14 protein-coding genes are annotated in these 23,143 nt (G+C 39.6%); 6 read left to right on the plus strand and 8 right to left on the minus strand.

The window, feature by feature from the left end:
- Positions 1-55 precede the first annotated feature (55 nt).
- From GB993_RS00645 to GB993_RS00670, 6 genes are all read right to left on the minus strand, one after another.
- A complete protein-coding gene (locus tag GB993_RS00645) occupies positions 56-10,795 on the minus strand; it encodes an MBG domain-containing protein (RefSeq protein ID WP_161002656.1) in 10,740 nt (3,579 codons plus the stop codon).
- Positions 10,796-10,916: 121 nt separating this feature from the next.
- Positions 10,917-13,547 (minus strand): KxYKxGKxW signal peptide domain-containing protein, encoded by a 2,631-nt coding sequence (locus GB993_RS00650; protein WP_161002657.1) that lies wholly within the window; start codon positions 13,545-13,547, stop codon positions 10,917-10,919.
- A 521-nt stretch (positions 13,548-14,068) separates the two neighbouring features.
- Positions 14,069-14,296 carry a helix-turn-helix domain-containing protein gene (locus GB993_RS00655; protein ID WP_161002658.1) on the minus strand — a complete coding sequence of 76 codons (228 nt, stop codon included), beginning with the start codon at positions 14,294-14,296 and terminating at the stop codon, positions 14,069-14,071.
- A complete protein-coding gene (locus tag GB993_RS00660) occupies positions 14,293-14,697 on the minus strand; it encodes a sigma-70 RNA polymerase sigma factor region 4 domain-containing protein (protein ID WP_161002659.1) in 405 nt (134 codons plus the stop codon). Before GB993_RS00660 ends, GB993_RS00655 begins: the two co-directional genes overlap by 4 nt.
- Positions 14,698-14,733: 36 nt before the next feature.
- Positions 14,734-15,285, minus strand: coding sequence for a TetR/AcrR family transcriptional regulator (locus GB993_RS00665; protein WP_161002660.1), 552 nt, complete (start codon positions 15,283-15,285; stop codon positions 14,734-14,736).
- Positions 15,286-15,549: 264 nt separating this feature from the next.
- The gene (locus GB993_RS00670; protein WP_161002661.1) at positions 15,550-15,729 is read right to left on the minus strand and encodes a hypothetical protein; all 180 of its coding nucleotides are present in this window, start codon (positions 15,727-15,729) and stop codon (positions 15,550-15,552) included.
- A gap of 118 nt (positions 15,730-15,847) precedes the next feature.
- Between GB993_RS00670 and GB993_RS00675 the strand changes: the two genes are divergently transcribed.
- From GB993_RS00675 to GB993_RS00700, 6 genes are all read left to right on the plus strand, one after another.
- Positions 15,848-16,714, plus strand: coding sequence for a helix-turn-helix domain-containing protein (locus tag GB993_RS00675; RefSeq protein WP_161002662.1), 867 nt, complete (start codon positions 15,848-15,850; stop codon positions 16,712-16,714).
- Positions 16,715-17,227: 513 nt separating this feature from the next.
- On the plus strand, positions 17,228-18,130 hold the full coding sequence (locus tag GB993_RS00680) for a helix-turn-helix domain-containing protein (protein ID WP_161002663.1): 903 nt from the start codon (positions 17,228-17,230) through the stop codon (positions 18,128-18,130).
- An 86-nt stretch (positions 18,131-18,216) separates the two neighbouring features.
- Positions 18,217-19,083, plus strand: coding sequence for a helix-turn-helix domain-containing protein (locus tag GB993_RS00685; protein WP_161002664.1), 867 nt, complete (start codon positions 18,217-18,219; stop codon positions 19,081-19,083).
- A gap of 62 nt (positions 19,084-19,145) precedes the next feature.
- The gene (locus GB993_RS00690) at positions 19,146-19,805 is read left to right on the plus strand and encodes a helix-turn-helix transcriptional regulator (RefSeq protein WP_161002665.1); all 660 of its coding nucleotides are present in this window, start codon (positions 19,146-19,148) and stop codon (positions 19,803-19,805) included.
- A 33-nt stretch (positions 19,806-19,838) separates the two neighbouring features.
- Positions 19,839-20,690, plus strand: a complete 852-nt coding sequence (locus GB993_RS00695; protein ID WP_161002666.1) for a helix-turn-helix transcriptional regulator — start codon at positions 19,839-19,841, stop codon at positions 20,688-20,690.
- Between the two features lie 50 nt (positions 20,691-20,740).
- On the plus strand, positions 20,741-21,604 hold the full coding sequence (locus GB993_RS00700; protein ID WP_161002667.1) for a helix-turn-helix domain-containing protein: 864 nt from the start codon (positions 20,741-20,743) through the stop codon (positions 21,602-21,604).
- A 23-nt stretch (positions 21,605-21,627) separates the two neighbouring features.
- Here GB993_RS00700 and GB993_RS00705 read toward each other — a convergent pair whose 3' ends face one another.
- Together GB993_RS00705 and GB993_RS00710 are read right to left on the minus strand one after the other, a co-directional pair.
- Entirely contained in the window at positions 21,628-22,614 is a 987-nt protein-coding gene (locus GB993_RS00705; RefSeq protein WP_161002668.1) for a conjugal transfer protein, read from the minus strand.
- Positions 22,607-23,140 (minus strand): hypothetical protein, encoded by a 534-nt coding sequence (locus tag GB993_RS00710; protein ID WP_161002669.1) that lies wholly within the window; start codon positions 23,138-23,140, stop codon positions 22,607-22,609. Before GB993_RS00710 ends, GB993_RS00705 begins: the two co-directional genes overlap by 8 nt.
- Positions 23,141-23,143 lie beyond the last annotated feature (3 nt).

Here is a 23,143-nt window from a genome sequence, read left to right on the forward strand (position 1 = left end):
GTAAAACGGCGACCATTTTAATTAATGATCGTCGTTTTACTAGGTAATATTGTTTTTAAAACTTACGACCAGTTTCATCTTCACGACTACCTAAATCGTGTTTGTGTCGATACTTCTTGATACCAAGCAACGCTAGACTACTAGTAATAATACTTAATCCAGCTACCACCAATGAGCTAGAATTTTGCTCGCCAGTTTGTGGCAAACGAGAGGTACGTTGCTTTGACCCAGCTGTTGCCGCATGTCGCGGTGCATGACTGCGACGTAACTGCGTCATTGGTTGTTCTGTTAACTTAATGCCATGTGATGATTCAACTTGTTCAACTGGTGTTGATACTGGGTCGACGAGATCAGAAGGATCATCAACCACGGGCGGATCAACAGGATTGGCAGCCAAGACATCCGGATAATTTGGCATTTGAGTCGGCGTTACTTGAGGGACATCAGGATTGACAGGATCTGTTGGCACTATACCACCATCTGGGTCAATCGGACTGACAGGTGTACCAAAACCAGTAGTCGTTGGGGCATGTGGATCAGCTGGTTGTACAGTGTTGACCACACAATAGTAGTAATTAACCGTGATACCACCAACTTGATAAGTTCCATCAGCATTTGTTGGCATCGCAACCAGACGATAACCGGAAAATGACTTAGCTTGTGTCTGGTATGAATCACCGAAATCACCCGTTAAAGTGACTGTCGAATTGCCATCAACGGGCGTTGAACTATTCACAACATAATAGTGAACGGTAACAGTCTCAGTTTCAGGTGTGTAAACTACCTTAACTTGTCCTGGTTTATCCGGCACATTAGGAACGGTCGTAACTGTGTAGCCAGGAATCTTAGGCAAAGACGTCTTCGAATTAACTGGTTCACCAGGTGTCCCAGTTCCAGTCTGTGGTTTTACAGGTGGCGTATAACCAATAGGCGTCTTGCCACTTGGTGTCTCAATAACTGGTGTGTAATCAACTGTGTAATAGTAATTGACTGGTTTATTTGTGTCGCCAAGCGTCCCAGAAGCATTTTGGGGAGTCGCAACTAATGTGTAACCCGTAAGATCAAGCGCCGTAGTGGTGTATGCTAATCCAACCCCACTATCTGTCGTCTTAGATTTTGCAATCGGTGTATCTGTACCAACTAGGAAGTAATTAGCGATTACCGAGGCATTTTTACGGTACTTCAAGGTAACTGTCTGCTGGCTATCACTCGTGATTGTGTAACTAGTTGGCTGACCAATTTCAATCGTATACCCGTTAATCGACTTTTGCGTAACTGTAACCGTCGTATCAGGCTTATCGGTACTAGTCAGCGAGGTATCTGATTCTCCTGCAATTGGCTTGCCGTCTTGGTCTTCAATATGCAACGTGACAACTGGTGTAATGCTCAGCTTTCCGCCAGTATCTGTCAAAGTATAGTTTGGATTAGTACCATCTGTAACCGAAATTGCGTAATCACCCGGTGTTTCACCCCTAGCACGTGAAAGCGTGTAATTCAAGGTATCACCCTTAACTAGTCCCGATACAGACTTACCAACAACTGTACCTGTAGTAGCTGTTAATGTTGGATCAGTCGCACCAACAGACTTAGTTTGATCTTTGACAGTAACACTCACTGGTCGTGGTGTGATGGTAAACAACCCATCTTGAATATCATCGTCATCAACGGTGAAGTTCAAGTTTGCGGCTCGCAGTTTCTTGAGCCCGGCAGCGCTCAACTTAACAGCATATGAACCGACATTCTGGCTGTTAATTCCAGTCGTGTCGAAATCAGCGGCCGTGAATGTTTTTGGAATCGTGAAGGTACTGTAATCACTTGGTCCTTCCACAGTATATGTGGTTGGATCAGAGGCGGCCGTTCCATCGTAGACCTTAGTAGCCCCGATAATTGTCAAACTCTTTTTAGCCTGTGGCGTATCTGTCTTCGGCTTATTGTCGTTTGGCACACTAGGATTAGCCGGGTTCGTTGGCGTATTTGGTTTCGCCGTCGTCAGCGCTTGTGGATCAATCTCCAATAATCCAGCTGTCACAGTGATTGTGTAATTAGGATTGTCAGTATCCTTGGCCGTAATCGTCATTGGATAACTGCCAACATCCTTATCACTGGAAATATCTGTCAGACTATAAGTCAACGCCGCTCCATTAGCTGGCTTCCCAGTAACTGTGGCTGCATCATCAGTACCAGTATAAGCATTGCCGTCATACGTCTTCTTCAAAGTTGGTGCGGCAATCGTCACAGCGACCTTGTTAATCGTATACGTTCCCGTTAATTGCGTGTCATCAATTGAGAAGTTAGCGGCTTGCGTAACTTTACCACTGGCATCCTTGACTTCACCCAGTTGAGCGTCAATCTTGGCTTTACCGGTATCATTCACAGTCCAAGTGTACGTGCCAGCATCCTTGACTGAGGTGTAAGGAACCACATCGCCTTTAGCGTCCTTATAGGTAAAGTCAGTTTTAGGATCTAAAGAAATTGAGTCAGGCACCTTAGTCGTATCACTCTTTTGATTCTTGAAAGTGATGTTCGTAAAGTCCTTCTTGTCGGTACTTGAATCGTCAGTCCCAATATCGTTGCCGTTATAATCACGAATGCCATTGTTAACAGCAACATCCAACGGATCAGCTGTAATCGTATACTTGCCACTCTCTAAAGAATCATCAGATAACAAGAAGTTTAAGTTCTTATCATCACCATCTACATTCCCCAGTCGTTGATAAAGCACTTTTTTACCAGCAGCATTCAGCTTCCAGACATACGTCCCAACATTCTTAGCAGCACTCGCGGCAATTGGCGTTGTGCCATCGGCTAAAAAGTAATCATAATCTTGTGAATCAGTTAACTGTAGATCTTTAGGGATAACCGTTGATTTAGGATTACTTGACGTAAAGACTTCTGTTGGCACATAAGCTGAACCATCTGAATTAGTGCTATCGGCTGCAATTGATTTACTGCTATAAACTCTTGTTGTGTCCTGAGTTGTTGACTTAATTGGTGCTGGATTAATTGTTAACTTTCCAGCCACAATCTTATCGACAGTCGATTTGCCAGTAGCGTCAGTAATCGTGTAATCCGGGTTAGCGGCCTGCAAATCCTTAATACCTTGGTCACTAAGGGTGACAGTATAATCACCAACCGGATCTTGGGTTGGATCATTAGCAGTATTCGTTTTAGCATAGGTCCGCGTAAAATCGGCAGATTGCCAACCGGCCGCTGGCGCTTTCAACCATGATGACAAACCAGTCACAGTATACGGCGTTGTTGGATCGGTCATTCCATAAAACTTGGATTGCGTTCCGATTGTGGCCGCCACTTTTGCTGGGCCATAAGTCCATACCAGATTGTCGGCTACAGTGGCGCCACTATTATCGCCCCAGCCATGAGTGGCTGTATAAGTCGCTGTACCGTCAGCGTTCATTTTCAATTCTGATGCTGGAACCGCAGTGCCATTAAAGGTCGCACCAGTAACCACGTAACCGGCGACTGGTTTGGAGGTAACATCATCTGTACTCTTCAAGTTTTTACCAGTTAAGTCAGGATAAACCGGTTTGGTAATTCCTGCGGGCAGACCAGTGCTGTTTTGCGTCAAGTCATTGGTCAACGTCAAAGCTAAGTGAATCCCAGAATCAGCTGGTGAATCACTACTGGTACCGGCAATCAAAATCGCGCCATTTTGCAAACTGCTTTCTGGCGTTGAACTCGTATCTAACGTTGCCACGACATGCGCCGTACCATCCGTATTTAACGAGATGGTCATGGACTTAACGCTGCCCCAATTGTCAGAGCTGTACGAAGAATAGCCCTTTGCGACATCAGTTGCTGAAGAATCATTCGTCAATACTAAATTTTGACCTTGAGCTAATAACGTTAATTCTTGCGTGCTCAAAGCACTCGTTGGCACATCAAATGTGTAAGTGTGCGCTGTCGCATCATAGCCTGAACCACTCTTGGACACATCAATCGTGGCCGCTTTCGTGTAATTCTCTAAAGCAGGTTCAGCTTTTGTTTCAACATATAAGGCATTGTTTAAAACTGGAGTCGTACTGCCAGTGACTGTCTTTTGATCAGTTAACCAGCCGTTTAATGGCAGCCCTTCTTGATAAGCATCAGCCATGAAGTCCAGATCATCAGCCCGTGTTTTGGGTGTAAAGGTGACGGTGACCGTTTTGGCAGCTTTGTTCACAACCGTTTTAACATCATACTTCGTTGAAGTATTGGCGTCAGGTGTAAAGGTGACCGTATTCCAATCATAATCTGCAGCTTCTTTGCTCAGATCAATGGTTTCAGTCACACCATCAGCAATTGCTGCCGTCTTATTAACAGTAACCGTTGGCTTGTTAGGCGTCACGCCTTGAATAACCCCAACCGTCTTGGCGTACAGATATGTCTTGTCGTTTGTGCCAAACTCAACGGTGGCATTATCAATTTTGACAGCAGTTGGGTCGTTAGTTGCTGTTCCGTTAATTAGTTTGTAAGTAGCACCATCGAAGTTAGCTGTCTTATCAGCCGCAATTGTAGCGGGAACAGTAACTGTGTACGTACTGCCAAGAACGGCATTTGTCAGAGTATAAGCAGTTTTAATATCAGTGCCTGTAGCCGCATATGAAACATTTGTTGACTGATCATTTTGTTTAACCGTTGTATTAGCACCGCCCGCAGCGGCCTTGTACGCTACTGTGACATTGCCCTGCATGTTCATATTAAGAGTCAAGCCAGCTAAAGGCGGTACCGGATTGTCAGTACTATCTTTTGTGGTATCTGTGCCAGTATTCGAAGTAGTACTAGTTGCATCAGTAGTCTGTTTTTTCTTTAACGTTTCATCTGGCACATACTTATCACCTTTTGCATCGACAGTGAATGGCAACACTAGTTTAATAACATTAGTATTTGTCTTAACCTTGTAATTACTAGTGGCTTCATCGTCATCATAGGTAACGACAATATCACCGTCAGATTTTAGCGTAACGGCAGCAACACCTTGAGGCAGCGGCATTCCATTCATTGTACCGGTATAAGTTCTTGAGGTTGAGCCAGCTGATGTAGCCCATTTTTCAATAAACTTTGTGACCAAGTCATTAGGATCACTGGGTTTACTTGGATCTGAATTAACTAGTTTTTCCAGTGCTTCGTGAGTAAAGGTGTACTGATTATTGGTCACATCAGTCGTTGAAACATTGACATCTTTCGTGACAGCATTTTCTGATTTGACGTTGGCAGTAATAACTAAGTTCATGACATCGCCATATTTATCAACCATTGCCGCACGCGTAGCATCCTTAGCACCAGACCAATTAATTGTAATAGGACCGTTAGTTGCTGCAGCTAGCAAGGCTGCAATGTCGGCTTTATTCGTTGGTGTGTAGGTTAGCGTTTTAGTATTATCGTCATATGTCCAATTTTCATTGTTTAAAGCAGCTTTGTTAGCCTGATACCAACTCGTCCAGTCAAAGATAGCCGTCCCAATATTATCGCTAGCTGCTTTAACTGCTACATCTTTGCTTGCAGCTCGAACTGCTGGTGTGATAACCCCATCAGCATCAAAGGACGAAGTCGAAATCACTTGTCCAGCATTAACACCATCAGTATATTTACCTAACGCAATTGTCAGTGTTGGAGTTGACGTATCGATATTAATCGTCGCAGTTGTACCAGTCCCAGCGTTAGAAACGTTATTAGCAACGTATTGCAAAGTTGTGGTCGTGTTACGTGCTTGCCCATAATCCAAGCTCATGTCAGTAGCTCTCAATGCTGCTCGAAGATTATTAGTGGCCGTATCTTTGTCACTAGCATCATTAAAGAGTACCGACTTACCATTGGCGTCTTTTACCAAATTTATATCAGGACCAGTTGGATCAATAACTGTCCCTTGATATTGCAGACCATTAGTATTGGTACTGCCGTCATCATCATACGTACTGGTGATACCGTCCTTATTGATACCAACTGTCGTATCTGCACTAAAGACAACCCCTGGATGTAACGCACTAACAGGCGTCACAATCGTAGTTGACGTAAATGATGGTTCAACATTATTACCGACTGTGACACTGACATCCGCAGTAGTAGCCTGGTTTTGAACATTCAACTTATTCGCCATTGTTGACTGAACGCCGGTTTCACTAATCGTAATCGCGTCGTTAGCAGTTCGTGTAATTGTAACTGAAGAAGGCTTGGTCACAATTGCTGAGTCAGGAGTTCCATCGACAATTGGTGTAGCGGGGGCATCATCATTAGTAACAGTAATCAGTTTGTCATTAGCTTTTAAAATTAATTCGCCGGTTGGATTCGTTGTCGTTATGTTCTGTTTGTTGGCCGGTGACAGATTTCCTTTAGTGTCATAGACCGTATAGCCAATATCACCGTTTACATACAAAGTGACCACAGTATACGAACCATCCAAATTTGTGACCGTCTTTTGCGTATAAGAACCATAATGGTTGTTAACGTCACTACTTGGAATCAATTGAACAGACTGGTTTTTAATCACTTCACCCTTTGAATTTTTACTTTCAAAGAAACCAGCATATGTTTGGTCGGTTGTTAACTTATTGGTTGCTTGTCCATTTTTATCTGTGACATCAGGATTTTTAAAATCTGGATCAGCAACTTGTTGAATAATTGTGTTATATGCAATAAACGACTTGCGATAATCCCAACCATCCTGATACAAGTTACCTTTATTTGTTCCATCAACATCAACAACATTAGCCGTTTTTGCTTTGGCAGCTAAACTAGCAACATTGGCATTAGTGAAACGATAGCCAATTGTGCCATCTGGATTGGGAGTAAAACTGATTGTCGTTAATTTAGTTTTATCTGTCGGGTCTGTCGGATAAGCAGTAACTAGTGCTGTACCAATTGGCGCTTTGATGAGACCTGTGTCCACAGGCGTGGTTAAACTGCCACCACTAGTTACCACTTCCATCGTTGTGATATCACCGATTTTTTCACTATCAACCGGCTTAGCCCGATTCAAGGTCACCAAACTGGTCGTGCCATCGGCGTTATTATATGAAACTGAATAACTAGTCGATCCATCCGTGTTTGACGTAGTTGCCACATTAGGTTTTAAAGTATCAATAATTGCTGGTTGTGTGCCAGTTGTAACTGTATTGAGAGCAACCCGATTAAAGTTATAGGAAACTGTCCCATCATCATTCACTGTGGCTTTGACAGTTGTGTTTTCTTTACCATCGGTTGTTACACCAGCATGCAAGCCGATACTTGGATAACTTACGCTCGTCGTGTTTGTCGTTTGTGGAGTGCTGTCTTTTGATGTTGTCGAGCCATCAGCAGCTGTGATGTTATTAACAACGGTTTCAATCGTTGTCACTTGACCAATCTTCTGTTCAGTCTCTTGCAGGGCTGTCAGTTTACCAGTCGCCGGGTCTGGTTTTAGGTTAAGTACAGGTGCCGTTCGATTAATTGTAATGATCGTACTAGAGCCATCTGCGTTGGTGTAATTGACAGTCCAGACAGTTGAACCATCAGGATTAGTTGTCGTCAAAACAGGTGTTAAATTATCGGTGACATTACTAGTGTTTTCAAACGTATAGGTATCACCATCATTTGGTCCACTTAAAGCCGATTGTTTATCTGCAGGGGTGACATTAAGAGTCATTTGCACTTTAGCATAACCAGCTTCATAAGCCGGAATTGCCATGGCTTCTTCGTGAACATAACCATAATCAACCGCATTTTGAATCGTTCTAGTGGCAGCAGTATTTTCACCCTGTAGTTCGGTACCGGCAATTGTGGTTTGCGCCGTTGGCGTGACTACGGTCGCCATAGAAGCATTGCCATTCAGATCTTCCGAGTAAGGCGTAGTGTAGGTAGTATCACCATTCAAGATAGTATTTTGTGTGGCATCAATATGCGCAGTTAACTCTGGTTGTGGGTTTTTGCCATCGGATGCAATATATTGACCGATTGCAGTTTCGATAGCTCTGGCTTTTTCAATATCTTGTGCTACTGGGTCACCATAGTGTGAGTCACCATCTTGTTGAACGTAGTTATCAGCATCTTTAACAACTGAATCAATAACACTGACCAAATGATCCTCAGCATCTTTAACAACCAAATAGCCCTTGTATAAAGTGCTAAATACTTTGTAATAGACATAAGAGTTCTGCTTATAATAAGCCCATTGTTGAGCAGTCAAAATTCCTGGTTTGTCCGCACTTGGTAGCATATCTGCAAGATCGGCAAGTTTGGCACTATCTCCCTTGTTGACTGCTAGTTGAACATCCGCTAAGAAGTCGAGTTTAGCTTGGTTGGCAACATTCCACGCTATCTGATACATATCATTTTGGGCAGCAGTGGCAATCCAGTCAGCATTAGTATCGGAGTATCCCTGAGACTGAAAGTTCGTTCCAACACTCGCACTCTTGTTAACGCCATTTTCTGTATTAATACCATTGCGAGCAGTATTAAAGGTGTAACTTGTCCCTGTTAAAACTGAATAAATTGCTAAATCCAGAGGTGACTCCACACTGTTTGCATCAGTTATGACATTAAGTGGCGTGTTGCCACTCCCGAAGCTGCCAAGATGAGTTGTGGCGTCGTTGTCTGACTTTGGTTCATGACCAGTCAAGTATGCCTTGGCGAATCTATAAGCATTCTGATAGAGCGCTTGTTGATGTGTGTTTAAACTGTATTGATGCCCATTATAAGAATAGACAGGATAAGTTATATTACTGCCTACGGCGTCAGATGCATTCAATGCAAGGCTATTCCCAGCAAGAGCATCGGATGTAGCCTTGGCAAAAGCATCGTTAACAATGGTTTCCCACTCGTCATAATATGCGTGAAATGTAGCATTCGTTAAATCCTTTTCCAGTTGCGTTAAATTATCTACACTTGCAGCGCCTGTTAGTGCATTGACCGCAAAATTTGAAGAATTAGCCAAAAAGTTTTCATGAATTTTATCAAAAGTAATAAAGTACTGTGCTGGTATACCTTGTTGCATTTGAATCGTGGGTCCAGTTGTAATATTTTGCAGCGTAGACGCGTCTTTAGTTTCAGTACCAGCCGTAGTTATTGGGCTGCCTGATATAGTTCCTACTTGATATAAAAGCGTATCATTGCCGTAATCATCCGTATCCAAAGGATTGTTTTGCGGATTGAGTGTACTTAAAACAATTTTGCGTTCACTGTCCTGACCAGAAATCCAAAATAACGTCATCGCACGCCCGGCCTGATAAGCATCCTTAAGTTTAGAATCTGTTTCAGTATCAGTACTAAAACTATTAACTGCATTTAAAAGAGTCGCAAAATGCGGTAATACATTCCCGCTCGAATCAGTGCCTGCATCATTATAGCCCTGGGTCCCATAATATAAACTGTTGTCAGTATTATCAGTACTAGTTACTAGCCATAAATAGTCAGCTTCCGTTGTCAATGAGCCCTTGATGAACTCGCGAATTGTATCAGTATATCCATTTTGAATATCTGTGTTTGTTAGCTTATCATCACCCAATGCGGCAAAAGCATTACTGGATTTAATTTGTGTCCAGTTGATGCTAGACATAATATTATTGATCCAATTTTTGATAGTGTTCTGGGCCGAAGTAGTGGCTACGTTCAAATTTTCTTCAGTAGCACCCTTTGAAATAATCTTCTGAGCAGCGGTAAAGTCTGGTTTTTGAATATTAGTACCAATCCAATCAGATAAGGCTCCTCCAGCCGAATGACCACCTGTCCAGAACCCCTGTCCTAAGTCTGAAATAGCCGCATCAACGCCAGTAGTGTAATCTGTGTTAGTTGCCGCATCTATAATATTAATTACTGCTTTTTTTACATGTGCTTCAGATAATACTTTTTTTGCCTGTCGAATATCTTCGATGGAAGCTCCGCTTGGAAGACTTACAATCAACGTATCATTATTTGAATCTTCAATTTTTGTACCCTTAACAAACTTATTTGGATCAATCAAACTCAGTGTTTGCATGTTTTTGTTAGCAGACGAAGCTATCGCCACTAAGCTCATTGGGACTGATGACGATGCAGAATTTACCGTCACAGAAGACGTCGTAGCAATCTCCATCGTTTGAGAAGTTTCACTTTTGCGATTAACAACGGGGGTTGTTGTATCAGTCCATGCAGTATTTGTAGCAATGCTTTTAGCTAATGGAGCAGTACTAGTAGGTTGAACTGTTTGTAGCGAGGAAACAGTTGCCGCCGTGCTTTGAGTATTGTCCGCGGAAGCAGAGCTAGAATTAGACTTTGCCTGTCCTTTATTAGTTGAGTCATTCGAACTAACAGATGTAGCGGATTGTGAGCCTTCTGCCGCTTTATTTTCAGTACTGCTGTTAGAAGTATTACTTGATGCTAAAGAAGCCGCCTGAACTTTCTTGGCGACTGAGGTACTTGTTTCATTTGTTTGGCTTGCCTGAGAGTTAGCCTGACTAGCCGAACTAACACTTTTTGATTGTTCTGATGATGCCTTAGTTGAACTTGTGTCCTGTGAGCCGGTAGTCGCGGCATCACTTGAACTATAATTACTTGATATTACTGATTTTTCGTTACTTGTTTTGTTTAAATCTGCTGACGAGCTGATACTACTTGCTTTTGTTGATGACTGAATCACGGCGCTATTTTGCTGTGCGCTTGAACTGCCATTAGGCGATTCAGTATCTGTGTTAGCTTCTTCATCAGCTTTAACAGGCTTGATGGTTGACGTGGCTACAGCCGCGCCTAAACTTAGGATCACGATGTTCGCGAACAACCAAGTCTTGCCAGCCTTATACATCTTGTAATGATTTTTCTCAGCTACGTGTCTAAACTTGCTTTTTAGCATAACTGGCCTCCCAAATGAAACTCTGGATTCTCTTTGACTCTGACAAATATTTTCTTTTGGATTACACGTATGTGAAATTTTGACTGTTTAACATTTGCTAAACCTATATTTTTTGTCTGACTCATTTCGCCAATCGCATAATTGCAGCTTTTTCTTCTTGTTCGAATTCTTGTTTCATTTCATTTTGTAAGACACCTTGGACAGATGTTGAAATATCGGCGCTAAGTTCGATGTTATTAAAGTTGCTTTCCGCCGTTGGCGTAATTACTGTTCCCGTGTTGTCATTGGAATAGGCTCCAGTATAAGTTCGGTCAGCATTAAGTTTTAGATTAGTTGAAGTGTTTATCTTGACAGTCAAATCAGTGTATACAGATTGTGCTTTCTCAAAACTAATAAATGGAACATTGCCTTTATTTTGGTGAGTTATAGCAACATAGTTATCTGCGTCTTTAATAATTTCTTGTTTCAGTGTTCCTAAAGATTTATTAGTCAAATAAGTTTCAACTAACGTCTCAAATACCTTGTAATAAACATAGGAGTTCTGCTTATAAAAACTATATTGGGAACTAGTTAATATGCCTTGGTTGTTTTCTGATGGCAAAATGTTGTCGTTCAATATCAGCTCGGAACCCTGTTGATTCATAACTTTTGCATTTATATCGGTGAGAAAATCATTTTTTGCTTGCTGTGCTACTTCATAAATTTGTTCATACATATTTTTTTCAATCGGATTACTTAACCAATCTGTATTCGAATTCGATATTTTTCCAATCTGAAACGGTTTTGAGACTATTAAACTACTTCCGTTTATTGAATATTTATATGGCTTACCTGTTAATGTGGAGTAGATTGCAAGATCAAGTGGTGAAACTATTTTAAAACCGTTCTCAGTATTCTTTGCCTCTTGATTAATTGGTGTATTCCCGATGCCAATCGGGAATCCTTCCTGTGTAGAATAGTTGTAACCTGTTAGGTACATTTTTGCTAATCCATATGAATACATAAAAAGCCCTGAACGATCGTACCTAATGTTGCCTTGAATGTAATTTTGAGGCATGATTTCTTTTGCGCGTTCCGTTACATTATTGTTTCCGCGTTGTGTCAACAAAGCGGCACTATTACCAGCAAGTGCATCCTTTGTAGCAGCATCGACACCTTGTGTCACGATGTTCTGTAAGCTGCTGTAGTATGCGTCGAACACTGTCCTATAAACCAATTTTTCAAGTGAGTTATAGTTGTCAAAAGAGTTGTTTGTATCTGTCATAGAATAAGGCATTTGTCTGTTTGGATCAGAGACAGTGGCCGTTTTCCAAAGATAATCATGATTAGGGAAGCTTCGTCCAAAGAAAATTTGGTTTTCGACTAATGATAAATTCATTTCTGGCGTGCCATACAAACTAGCGATATTTCCAATCAATGAATCGTCAGTATCCACGAAGGATGTAAGCACTCGTGCGTTTAAAAAATCATCTACTTTTTGTATTGAGGTAGAATTTGCACATATTGCAGCGATGACAGCCTCAAATCCGGCGTTGAAGCTTGTGGCTAGGTTGGTAGCAATTGGAAATGTGCTTTCCATTGTCAACATTTGTGATCTCAACGTTGCAAACTTATCTACATAACCATCTATTCCATAGAAATTACTGCTATCAGACTCTGATATAGCATTCAATAGCCACAAGTAGTATGCATTCGCCGTCAATTGGCCTTCAAAGACACTCTTTAGGGTGTCTACGTAGCCGTTTTTTTCATCATCCGTAGCTAAAACCAGAGGATTATATTCGTCATATGCGGCTTTAAATGCATCGCTAGAGGACAACTGAGTCCAATTTACGTTCTTCGTTTGGTCTATAACCCAAGTTGCAATTCTTTGTTTAGCCTTTGCATCAGAATCTTGATTAATTGATCCATCAGCATTTAAAGATAACCCATTAAAACTAGAGCATAACTGACTCGCATCTACATCTCCCATCCATGACTTAATATCATAATTACCAGCATAACCACCATAAAAATTCCAGGTAAGAGCTTGAATAGCCTTTTGTTTGCCACTGTTATAAGCGGCATTAACGACCGCTTTAAGCGGTTCAACGGTGTCAGAACTATTTGTACCGCGCATATTTACAGACTGATTGTTTGATTGAATTGAATTAGATAATGCGTTATTCGCAGAAGAGTCAGCTTCTGTACCATCTTTGCCTGTCGCAGCGTTGCTGTCGTTGTTTGCCACACTAGTGAAAGCTTTCGATTTCAGGCTCGTCGCTTCATAAGTAGAATTAGCAGATGCAGATTTTGCAGCTGAACTAGAAAATGTCGGCTGAGAAGCGTTTTTGACACTTTCATTGCTTTGATTATCTTGCACATTAGTTGCATTTTCATTTGAAGATTGTTGACTACTTTTAACTGTTGGCACACTATTCTGAATAATCACTGGCGTCGTCGATTGAGGGGTAATAGCAACAGTAGAGGAGGAACTTGTTTGTATGGAAGTAGTTACGCTCTGCGCCATACTACTGGACGCAGCAGGCTGAGCACTACTTGAACTACTAGCAGAAGAGTCAGTCTTTGACACAGTCTGTTTTGTTGTAACAGCTTGTGTTGTTGGCGTTTCATCTGCTTGTGCAATTGTCGGTTTAGATGTGCTGACTGCTAGTCCAAGACTAAATGTAGCAATTCCAGCAAATAGCCAAAACTTTCCCGCCTTGTACATCTTGATATGTTCTTGTCGATTAGAATTTTGAATTTTGCTCATTGTTGGTGCCCCCGTATGTAAAGACTTTTTATTGTTTAAAAATTAACAAGGAGATACTGATTCGTACTTGAAGCTAATTGCGTCTCAGGTCAACAAAATGGTGACTTTGATGAAATTCAACCCATATTTATTTTTTCAATGACACAGTGAACTAATCGAACATGCAGGTTCCAAATTGACGTTGAAAGTATTAGCTTTAAAAGTTCATTTAAAAAGCTCATTTTTGAAAAGTATATAAATCAAACAATAATTACTTTCACAATAGGTCAACTTGTTAACAATTTCAAGGACAAGGACGCATTATATTCACTAATTGCACTCAATTGTTAATGCTTACCAGGCTTGTTAGGTTAGCAATATAAGCAATCTATACCGGCCTAGAATAATTAATTTCATATTTTAAATATTCGTAGGTAAAACTAATTTCATTTTAATTCAAAAAAGCCGGTAACCAAAATCATTCGGTCATCGGCAAATTTTAATTATTGTGCGATACAGAAATACTTGGATTGAACATATTTCTACAAGTCTGCATTATCACAATGCTTATCAATATTGAATTTACGCACTAGATAAACAAATAGCTCTCTTAGATCTTGATAACAGTCTTCATCAAATTGATTGTTGATAAATGCGTGTTTAATCAATAACGCGTCAAACCGCTTTAGAAGAAATGCCAAGGACTCTGTATCTCCATTTTGTGCTTCTTTAATGTATGGCAACAAGTCGATATATTCTCTCTTATTCATTTAGTTTCCTCTTGATACATGTTCAAGATTTTCGCCAATGTTTGATGTCGCCTTTTCGCAACTGCTTGCCGAGAGAGTCCTAATCCTAAAGCAATTTCAGCATCACTTCGCTTGGTAACGTATTTATCATACATAAGTTGTTTTTCTTCCTTAGTGATAGTACTAATGCACCAGGCTAACCGATCATTGGCAATATAATCTTCCATGTGTGCGATATTATTCTCAGTGAGCATTTCTAAATCTTTTATTTTTTCTTTACTCACCAGTTGATTAGCAATTCTTTCATTAAGTTCAACCTGAATAACCTGATTACTTCGTTTCCAATGATGGATAGCATGGTTGATGATTGATCTTTCAATATACTTCACAAATCTTTTATTAACCTCGCGTTCCTTAGACATAGTGTTCTCCTTTTACATACGCAATTTGTTGGCATATCACGCTGCAATCCGTAACAATAATTGAAAGATATTTGCCATTTGCGCTGGGGTCTCTTCGAAGTTTTGGGATTCCCAACTAAAAGTCAGTGCCGATAAGCCATTGGCAAGATAATCAACTTCGTAATTAGTTGGAACATCCAAGGACAGGACAATGTTGTGGTGCATGAGATAGGGTAGATATTCGATCATACATTGTGTCAAAATGTGTTCACGTTGATTGATTCTCAAAAGGTGAATTAACTCAGAGTGATGCATCATGAAATTGAAATAATACTTGTACAGTTCATTTGGAGTCTTTCTGGAAAGTGACTCTACTCGCTCAAACAGCAACTCAAAGTGGCTATCAAAATAAAGTTCGATAACTTGTTCTTTGGATTCAAAGTTTCTGTGGAAAGTACTTCGAGAAACCCCAGCTACACGACATAACTCTTTAATACGGATATCATCTATTTTCTTTTGGCGCATCAACGTGAGTAAAGCTGACAAAATAGAATTGCGTGCAACCTTGTTTTCATTATCCATCGGAAACATGTATAAAAGTGGAAACATGCGATCATCTCCTAAAAGTGTTGCATCATCGAATAATTTTGGGCAATCAAGTGCAAATTTCATCACGTCTGATGCGGTTTACACACAAATATCTGACTTTATTAATGCAATAATTAAGATTATAATAAGTGGCATATTCTAAAAAAATAGCCGCACATCACTGTATTGATGTGCAGGCCAAAATTTCTAAAATATTTCAAATAAAAAATCACAAAAGTTAGCTCGACGGCCATCTTTTGTGATTCAACGAAAATTGATTTACTTTTAATGCATTGGCATGCTAACGAACTCTAAATTAATTGGTCTGTTAGCATGTGAAACTTGGGCCGTAGTCTGGTTAGAATTTTCATTTTTTGTAACCTCTGCATTAGCACTCACAGTGCCAGCTAAGCCAACGCCTAATGCGACAGTCATTACTACCATAAGTTTGTTGAATTTTTTCATTGTCTCCACCCCTGTAATGTTTTTATTAGTAAATCCTTAAATCCGCGTCAATTATAGCACGTTATGATAATTTTTGTCATATTATCAATATTTATATTATTTTCTAGGAAGTGATTTTGTGATTGACGGTTCTATTATTCGTAAAAAAAGAAGATCAATGCACCTATCTCAAAGAGACCTTGCTGCCAACATCACAACGCAAACTACTATTAGTAACTTAGAGAATTCAAGTGGAATCCCTAACAGTGAGCTCTTTAATAAGATTCTTCGGCGACTAGGATTATCAATGGATGATGTATTCACCGAAGATACTGCCGAACCAGGTCCTTATTTGTCTAAAGCAGACGACGCTTCTAAAAATTTTGACCACCAGGGGGTTCTTGATATTCTAAAAAAGATTGAACCCAATGAGAATTTTACTGATGAAGATACTCTCCACTATGACTTTCTAAAAGCTGACGCAGAGATGTGGCTCACAAAAGACTACATGGGTGCAATTTTTAATTACAATAAAATGCAAGAGTTTGCGCGAAATAAAACTGACCTCAGCATATATTCTGTTCTTGCAGTATGTCAGCTTGGCACGGCATACTATTATTCCGAAAGAGTTGATTCAGCAATTCATTATTTTAATGAACTGCCAAAGTTACTTGAACAAATTGATATAGAGAACAATCTTTATTGGACACTATTCATCATGGATAATTTGACCAATTTTTGGTCCAAACAGCATGAATTCAAAAAGAGCATTGACTTTGGACAAAGGGCACTGGAAATAACCGAAAAGTATCACACCATCGATTTCGCTGATACTCTGAGTTTTACTGTGGGTGAAAACTATGCTTATTTAAAAGGTTGGGACAATAAAAAAGCTCAGGAATATCTAGCCCAGTCCTATTTTCTTGTTAAGTACACTGGTAGCAAAGTTGCTCAAAAAGTTATTAAAGAAAGACTAACTGAACATCATATTAGTTTTCAATGGTAGTTGATTGTATCAGGATAGCGAAAATGATCATATATACTAACCATGGTTCATCGCTCAATTAGTTAAATACTATGAAATCCCCGCAATGCGGGGATTTTTTTTTGCAAAGATCATGGTCCGTTTAACATCCTTGATAATAATATTTAAAATGCAATCAACTATAAACCAAATAAACAATAAAAGTATCTCGGCTACTCGTGCATATTTCTGTCACATTATGGTTTTCATCAAAGCAGTTGTTGGTCTTATTGAGAAGCTGCATCCTTTTTTGAAGAATTTTTTCATCACACAAACAAGTGCTAAAACGCGCTATTAATAGCAAAACAAGATAAATAAGTTCTGCTGACTTTTAAAAAGAGACGAGGCGTATTTTATTTAATTCATGATTAGTATTACAATCATATATAAATTACCTACGTTAATCATCCGAATAATGGACAAGCGGAAAGCTTCTCTTAGCATAAATCGCATACACTGATTAATTCCATCATTTTGACAAAGGACGTGACCAAATTGATTGATGGTAAAAGAGTAAAGATCACACGAATGAAACAACACGTTTCTCAACGCGCCTTAGCTGAGGGAATCACCAGTCAATCAACAATCAGCAAACTTGAAAATGAAAGTGTGGCACCAAATCCTGATGTGTTGGCACAAATCGCTGACAGACTAAACTTGAGCATGAGCGATATAGTCATGGACAATCTAAAATCTGCTGATACCTTACTGAAAGATACAGATTTAGCAATCGGCAAGCATGAACCCAAACGGGCTAACAAGTATTTAAACCAAATTAATATCGATGACATTTACACAAGTCATACAAAACTACATTACTTATTTTTGAAAAATGATATTAACTTTCTGCTCACGCAAGATGCCGATGAAGCCATTTTTAACTTTACACGATTACTTGATCAGGCTGATGCATTTAAGAGTACAGATAGTATTTATACGCATTTAGCACATTGTCAATTAGCAGAACTATATTTCTCTAAAGGTAATTTTGAAGCCACTCAATACTATCTAAAGCTTGTTCCTAAGAAATTCAGTCAAGTGGAAATTAGTGTCAATATGCATTGGATTATCTATCTCAAGCAACATGTTGCTCAGACTTTGTTTAACCTTCATCAATATTCGTCGAGCTTTGACTATGCTAAGCAAGCTTTAAGTCTTGCTAAGAAACGCGACACATTGGATTTAGTGGATTCATTAACGTTTCTAATTAGTCTTAACCTTAGTCATATGAATAACGGGTGGAAAAACATTCAGGCAGAACACTATCTAATGCAAGCCTGGGCATTAGCCGAATATACAGAAAATCGGGAACTTCAAAAAAAAATTTATGCAGTACTAAATAGTAATGAGTTAACAGCCGATTTCTCAATACAAGCTTTTGCAAAAGGTTCCCTATAATCTGCTGGTGACTTTTCAAAAGATCATTTGACGTAAATTTAAGACTTCAAAACAAACATTCTATCTTCTTACAGGAAGTGATTCATTTGATCAACAAGGAAATCGTACGAGCTGCTCGTAAAAGGCTATCTCTATCACAATATGATTTAGCAGCAGACATTACTACTCAGTCCACGGTTAGTCGCATGGAACGTGAAGGGGTGGCTCCTGCACCAGAAGTCACAGCTAAACTACTAAGTCGACTTCAGCTCAGATTAAGTGACGTGCTAATTAACCCAGTACCTGATTTCAAACTTTATTTCGATCAGGCTGATGAAGCTGCCATAGCATTTAATTATGAAAAGGTATTAGAAAACATTAATAAAATCGATCTAAACAAGCTTGTAACTGAGAACGATCGGCTGCATCTTGAATTTTTAAGGGCCAATGCCACTATGTGGACTAGTAAGGACTTCATGCAAGGCATGTTTGATTTTAAAAAATTACTAGACTCTGCCAAACATAATACGACCAGTATTTATTATGTCCTTTCTGTTTGTCAGTTGGGAAAAGCCTATTTTACCAATCAAAAAAATGACGCAGCAAAATATTATTTTGATCAACTGCCCGCGCTTCTCGATTATATGGATGTCTCTAAAAATTTATTCTGGGTCTTATCCATTTATGACAACCTAATAGACTTTTTATCAAAGATAGAAAAATATGATCAAAGTCTCAAATACGCAAAAGATGCGTTAACAATCAGTGAAAAGTATCAAACCTACGCTTTCGTTGCCAGCATCAGTGAAAATATTGGTCGAGATTATGCCATTTGCGAGAGTTGGAATTCTAAAAACACTCAGAGGTACTTCCTTCAATCGTGGGTATTCGCGCAAATAGAACATAATAATACGATGCTCCAAACTCTTAAAAATGAGTTTCAAAATCATGGTGGTTTGCTAATTTCACTGTAGGAAATCAAAAAAACAATCGCAAAAAGCATGATTTTTATGGGTTTAGAGAGGGGCTAATCAACATGTTAAATGGTCATATTATCCGTGATGCTCGCCTAAAGCTGCATTTAAGCCAAGCTGAGCTAGCTAAAGGTGTAACAAACAAAGAAACTGTCGGTTTTATTGAGCACAACATGGTTACACCACGCGCAAAAACAATTAATGGGATTTTAAAACGCTTAAACCTCAAATACGAGGACGTTGTGGCTGAGAAAAATCATGACGCCAATTTTGCCTTAAAAGATATTGAAAAGTTAATTATGAATCGACAGTATCAGGCCGCTTTATCGCGGTTAAAATCATTAAACGTTCAAACCTTAACCAGTCATACAAAACTAGAAGTTGACTTTCTGACCGCATTTGCCGATTTAAAGCTAACTCAAAACTACAATCAAGCCATCTTTGAATACAATCGGTCAATCACTGGTAGTAACACAAAATCGACTGATATTTTTAGCATTCTGATTATTGAACAATTGGGCATGATTTACTCGAAACAAGGGAAAAAAAGCAACGCAAGATTTTATCTTGATCAGATCCCCAGACTTTTACAAAACTCCGGTATTGATTCAAGTTCTTATTGGTTTAAATTTATTTACCACGATTTGTCTCAGTTTTACGCACAGGCCAACAAGAAACAAGGTAAACATTCGATTTTAAATGTTGTCCAAAAGTCCGTATAACAAAAATTTCATTTTATTGGGAAGTGAACTGCTATGATTGACGGTCACAAAATTCGTAAAGCCAGATTGGCAATGCACTTAACACAAATACAACTTGCAAAAGGTATTACCGACCGCTTAATAATTGGAAAAATTGAGAACAACAAAGAGGTTCCCCACGATAAGTTACTGCGAGCAATACTCACGCGACTCAATATCGATTACACTGACGTCTATTTTGATAGCAATCAAGTTGAGTTAGAGAAGTTAGATCAACTAATCATAGATGGACATTACATCTCAGCTAAAAATGCACTACCAGGAATCATGAAAAATATTGAAAATGAACACGATGAGTTACATGCAAAATTCTTAGAGTCTTATGTGTCATTCCGCCTGCGTTCAGACCATTATAATCAGGACTTACTTAATTTTCGCCAGTTAGCCGCGATTGAGGGCAAACATCCAGAGGACGTTTTTTCTTTTTTAGCAATTGATCAATTGGGCATGGTCAACGAGCGATTAGGAAATACTAAGCAGGCTGAAGCATTCTTTAAACAAGTAATTGAGTTTTTGCCACAAATCAAAGAAAAAGCCAATATTAATTGGATTGCATTCATCTATCGTGACCTAGCAGATCATTACAGTAACATTGAAGACTATGGACTCAGCAATAAATATGCAAAACAAGGATTGGAGCTAGCAAGCGAGCATAACAGCACCGTTCTAGCAGATTCATTGAGCTATGAAATTGCTCAAAATACCGCAAAATTAAACAGTTGGAATGATCCAAAGGCGATTGATTATTTAATTCAAGCATGGACTTTTGCAAATTTCACACTCAATTATGCCAATACAAAATTCTTTAAACACATTTTGGATACACATCATGTTGCAGTCTGTTAAGCCTCAGTGTCTTATGACAATCATAAATTGAACTGAAAGGATTGATGGCTTTGTACAATGGTCGTGTCATTCGTGACGCTCGTCTGGCTCAGCATTTAACACAAGCAGAACTAGGGGCTGGCATCTGTGACCAGCCCGCTATTAGTCACATTGAGAACAGCAATGAGTTACCCTCAGATCGCATTATCAAGATCCTTCTTAACCGCTTGAACTTACGCTATTCAGATGTTATAGACAACAAAAACGTCAATGCAAATTATGCACTGCCAGAAATTGAAGAGCTTATAAGCAAGCAGCAATATCAACTGGCAACGGAACGTTTAAAAGCTTTGGACAGAGACACATTAACGACTCACACCACCCTGGAAGCCGATTTTCTGATCGCATATGTGAACTTTCATTTAAATAAGAATTATGACCAGGCAATTTTTGAATTTAATCGTAATATCCTCGGTGACGAAAAACAATTGATTGATCCTTTCGAAATTCTGTCTTTGGATCAGTTAGGGCTTATTTATTGTTTAAAAAAAGAACTCGATAATGCCAGATTTTATTTTCAGCAAATACCTGACCTACTATCAAAAGCAAATATTGCTTCTAACACCTATTGGATTACACTAATTTATCATGACCTGGCCTTCTTTTATTCACGCACACACGAATATAAACTCAGCAATCACTATGCTAAACGCGGACTAGAGCTGCTTAAAGAAAATCATCAGAGTCAGTTCGTGGATTCACTCAGCTTTACGATTGGAAAAAACTATGCCAACACAACGCAGGACTGGAAGAAATCGAGTGCCAAACATTTTTTACAGCAAGCTATTACTTTTGGGAAATTCAAAGGCAACCTCGATTTAGTAAAACGTGCAGAAGCAATTATTGTGCAGCATGAACAATCGTATACAAATTAGTCGAACAGTCGTTGAATATCAGTCTAAATACCTGACTGAATATTCCAACGATTGTTTTCTTTTATTAGGTGTAGCTCAAATTGCGAAAGTTGCGTCATATTAGTCTCATTATCCAGGTATTTAACGGTAACACTGACCCTTAATCCCTGCTTTTCCTTGTGGAAGATTGGATTAACCAAGTCATCAAGCTTGTAGTCCTTATGCAGTGGCTGAATATTTTGATCGGCCACGTAGTACTTCAATTCATTCTGTGACCCTTGTGGATAGAGTGCGAAAAAGGTCTTGAGGAATTTCGTTGCGTCAGCCACGGTGTCTGGATTCACTGAGTTGTCGGTTTGTGACTGGGTTTCCTTAATATTGGCCTTACTTGGCGCCGCCGCAATCGTTGGATTCTTGGTAATGACTAAATTGCCTTGGTTACTTTCTTGCACGTTAACACTATAAGTACTTTGAACATGTTTGATTGACGGTTCGGACTTCTTGTCCTTATCGTCTTTTTTGTCGTCCTTTGGTCCTTTATCATGATCCACTTTCAAGGTTTGATTGATGGCAAATAGGACTTCGAATTGCTGCTTAGCAAGCTGTTTTACACGCCAAATCTTAACTTGGTCGATTGATGAGGTTGATGGAATATCGCTGCGCACCGTGTCGGCATCCAGTGTTTGTAAACTATTAGTGAGATAGTCTTTTAAATTAGCTTGCCGTTGGTCTAAGGCTTCGTGACTTGGTTCCCAGCTAAAGTAAACTTTCGCAAAGTCAGATACAAAGGTCGTCACGGCGTGTGTATCAACCACCACGGTACGCACCACTTCATGTTCATGAACGGTGTGCGTGTCAATTGCTGTAAAACTTTTATAGACACCAAAACTAGTGCCTAGTATTAAGACACTCCAACACAAGACGACTGTCTTCTTGCGCAAGCCAATGCGTTTGAACCGCAAACGCGGTTGTGGTGGTTTGACTTCTTTAGTTTCGCTGGTCTTTGCTACGGGTTTGTGTTTTTTAAACATTTTGATTGACTCCTTTTTGTTCGTAGGGTTTGTAGTAAGCTGGGTAATCACGTAAAAATCGTTTGAAGATTGTTTGGAGACGTAACCGTACATAATCGGCGGCGTCCATTGCCATATATTCGTCATACATATCGTCTTCTAAGAAAAATTTCTCAGCCATGAAGTGTTCACGCCCAATGATGAAATCATAATCACCTTTGATGAAGTGCTTATTCGCCAGCCATTCTTCGACATGGGTCACATGTTCATCAGCCATCAAATATTCTTGTCGATGACCAGCCTTTAACGTGGGTAATTGCGCTGCCAAGTATTCCAACTCTGTAGAAAGGTCATCCGTATTAGGCAGGCGTTGCTCAAAGAAGTGGATTCGTTCCCAAGTTGACGAAAAGTGATCGGTAATTTGTTTTTTTAGTAACTGATTATCGCCGTAGGATAAATCGATTTTTTCATCTTTGATGGTGGTAATCAGCGTTTCAGTCAACAGTCCCAACCAAGCTACATAGGAGTAGCCTTCGGTGTCTATCATCAA

The sequence above is a fragment of the Furfurilactobacillus milii genome (genome assembly GCF_009864005.1).
Taxonomy (GTDB): Bacteria; Bacillota; Bacilli; order Lactobacillales; family Lactobacillaceae; genus Furfurilactobacillus; species Furfurilactobacillus rossiae_B.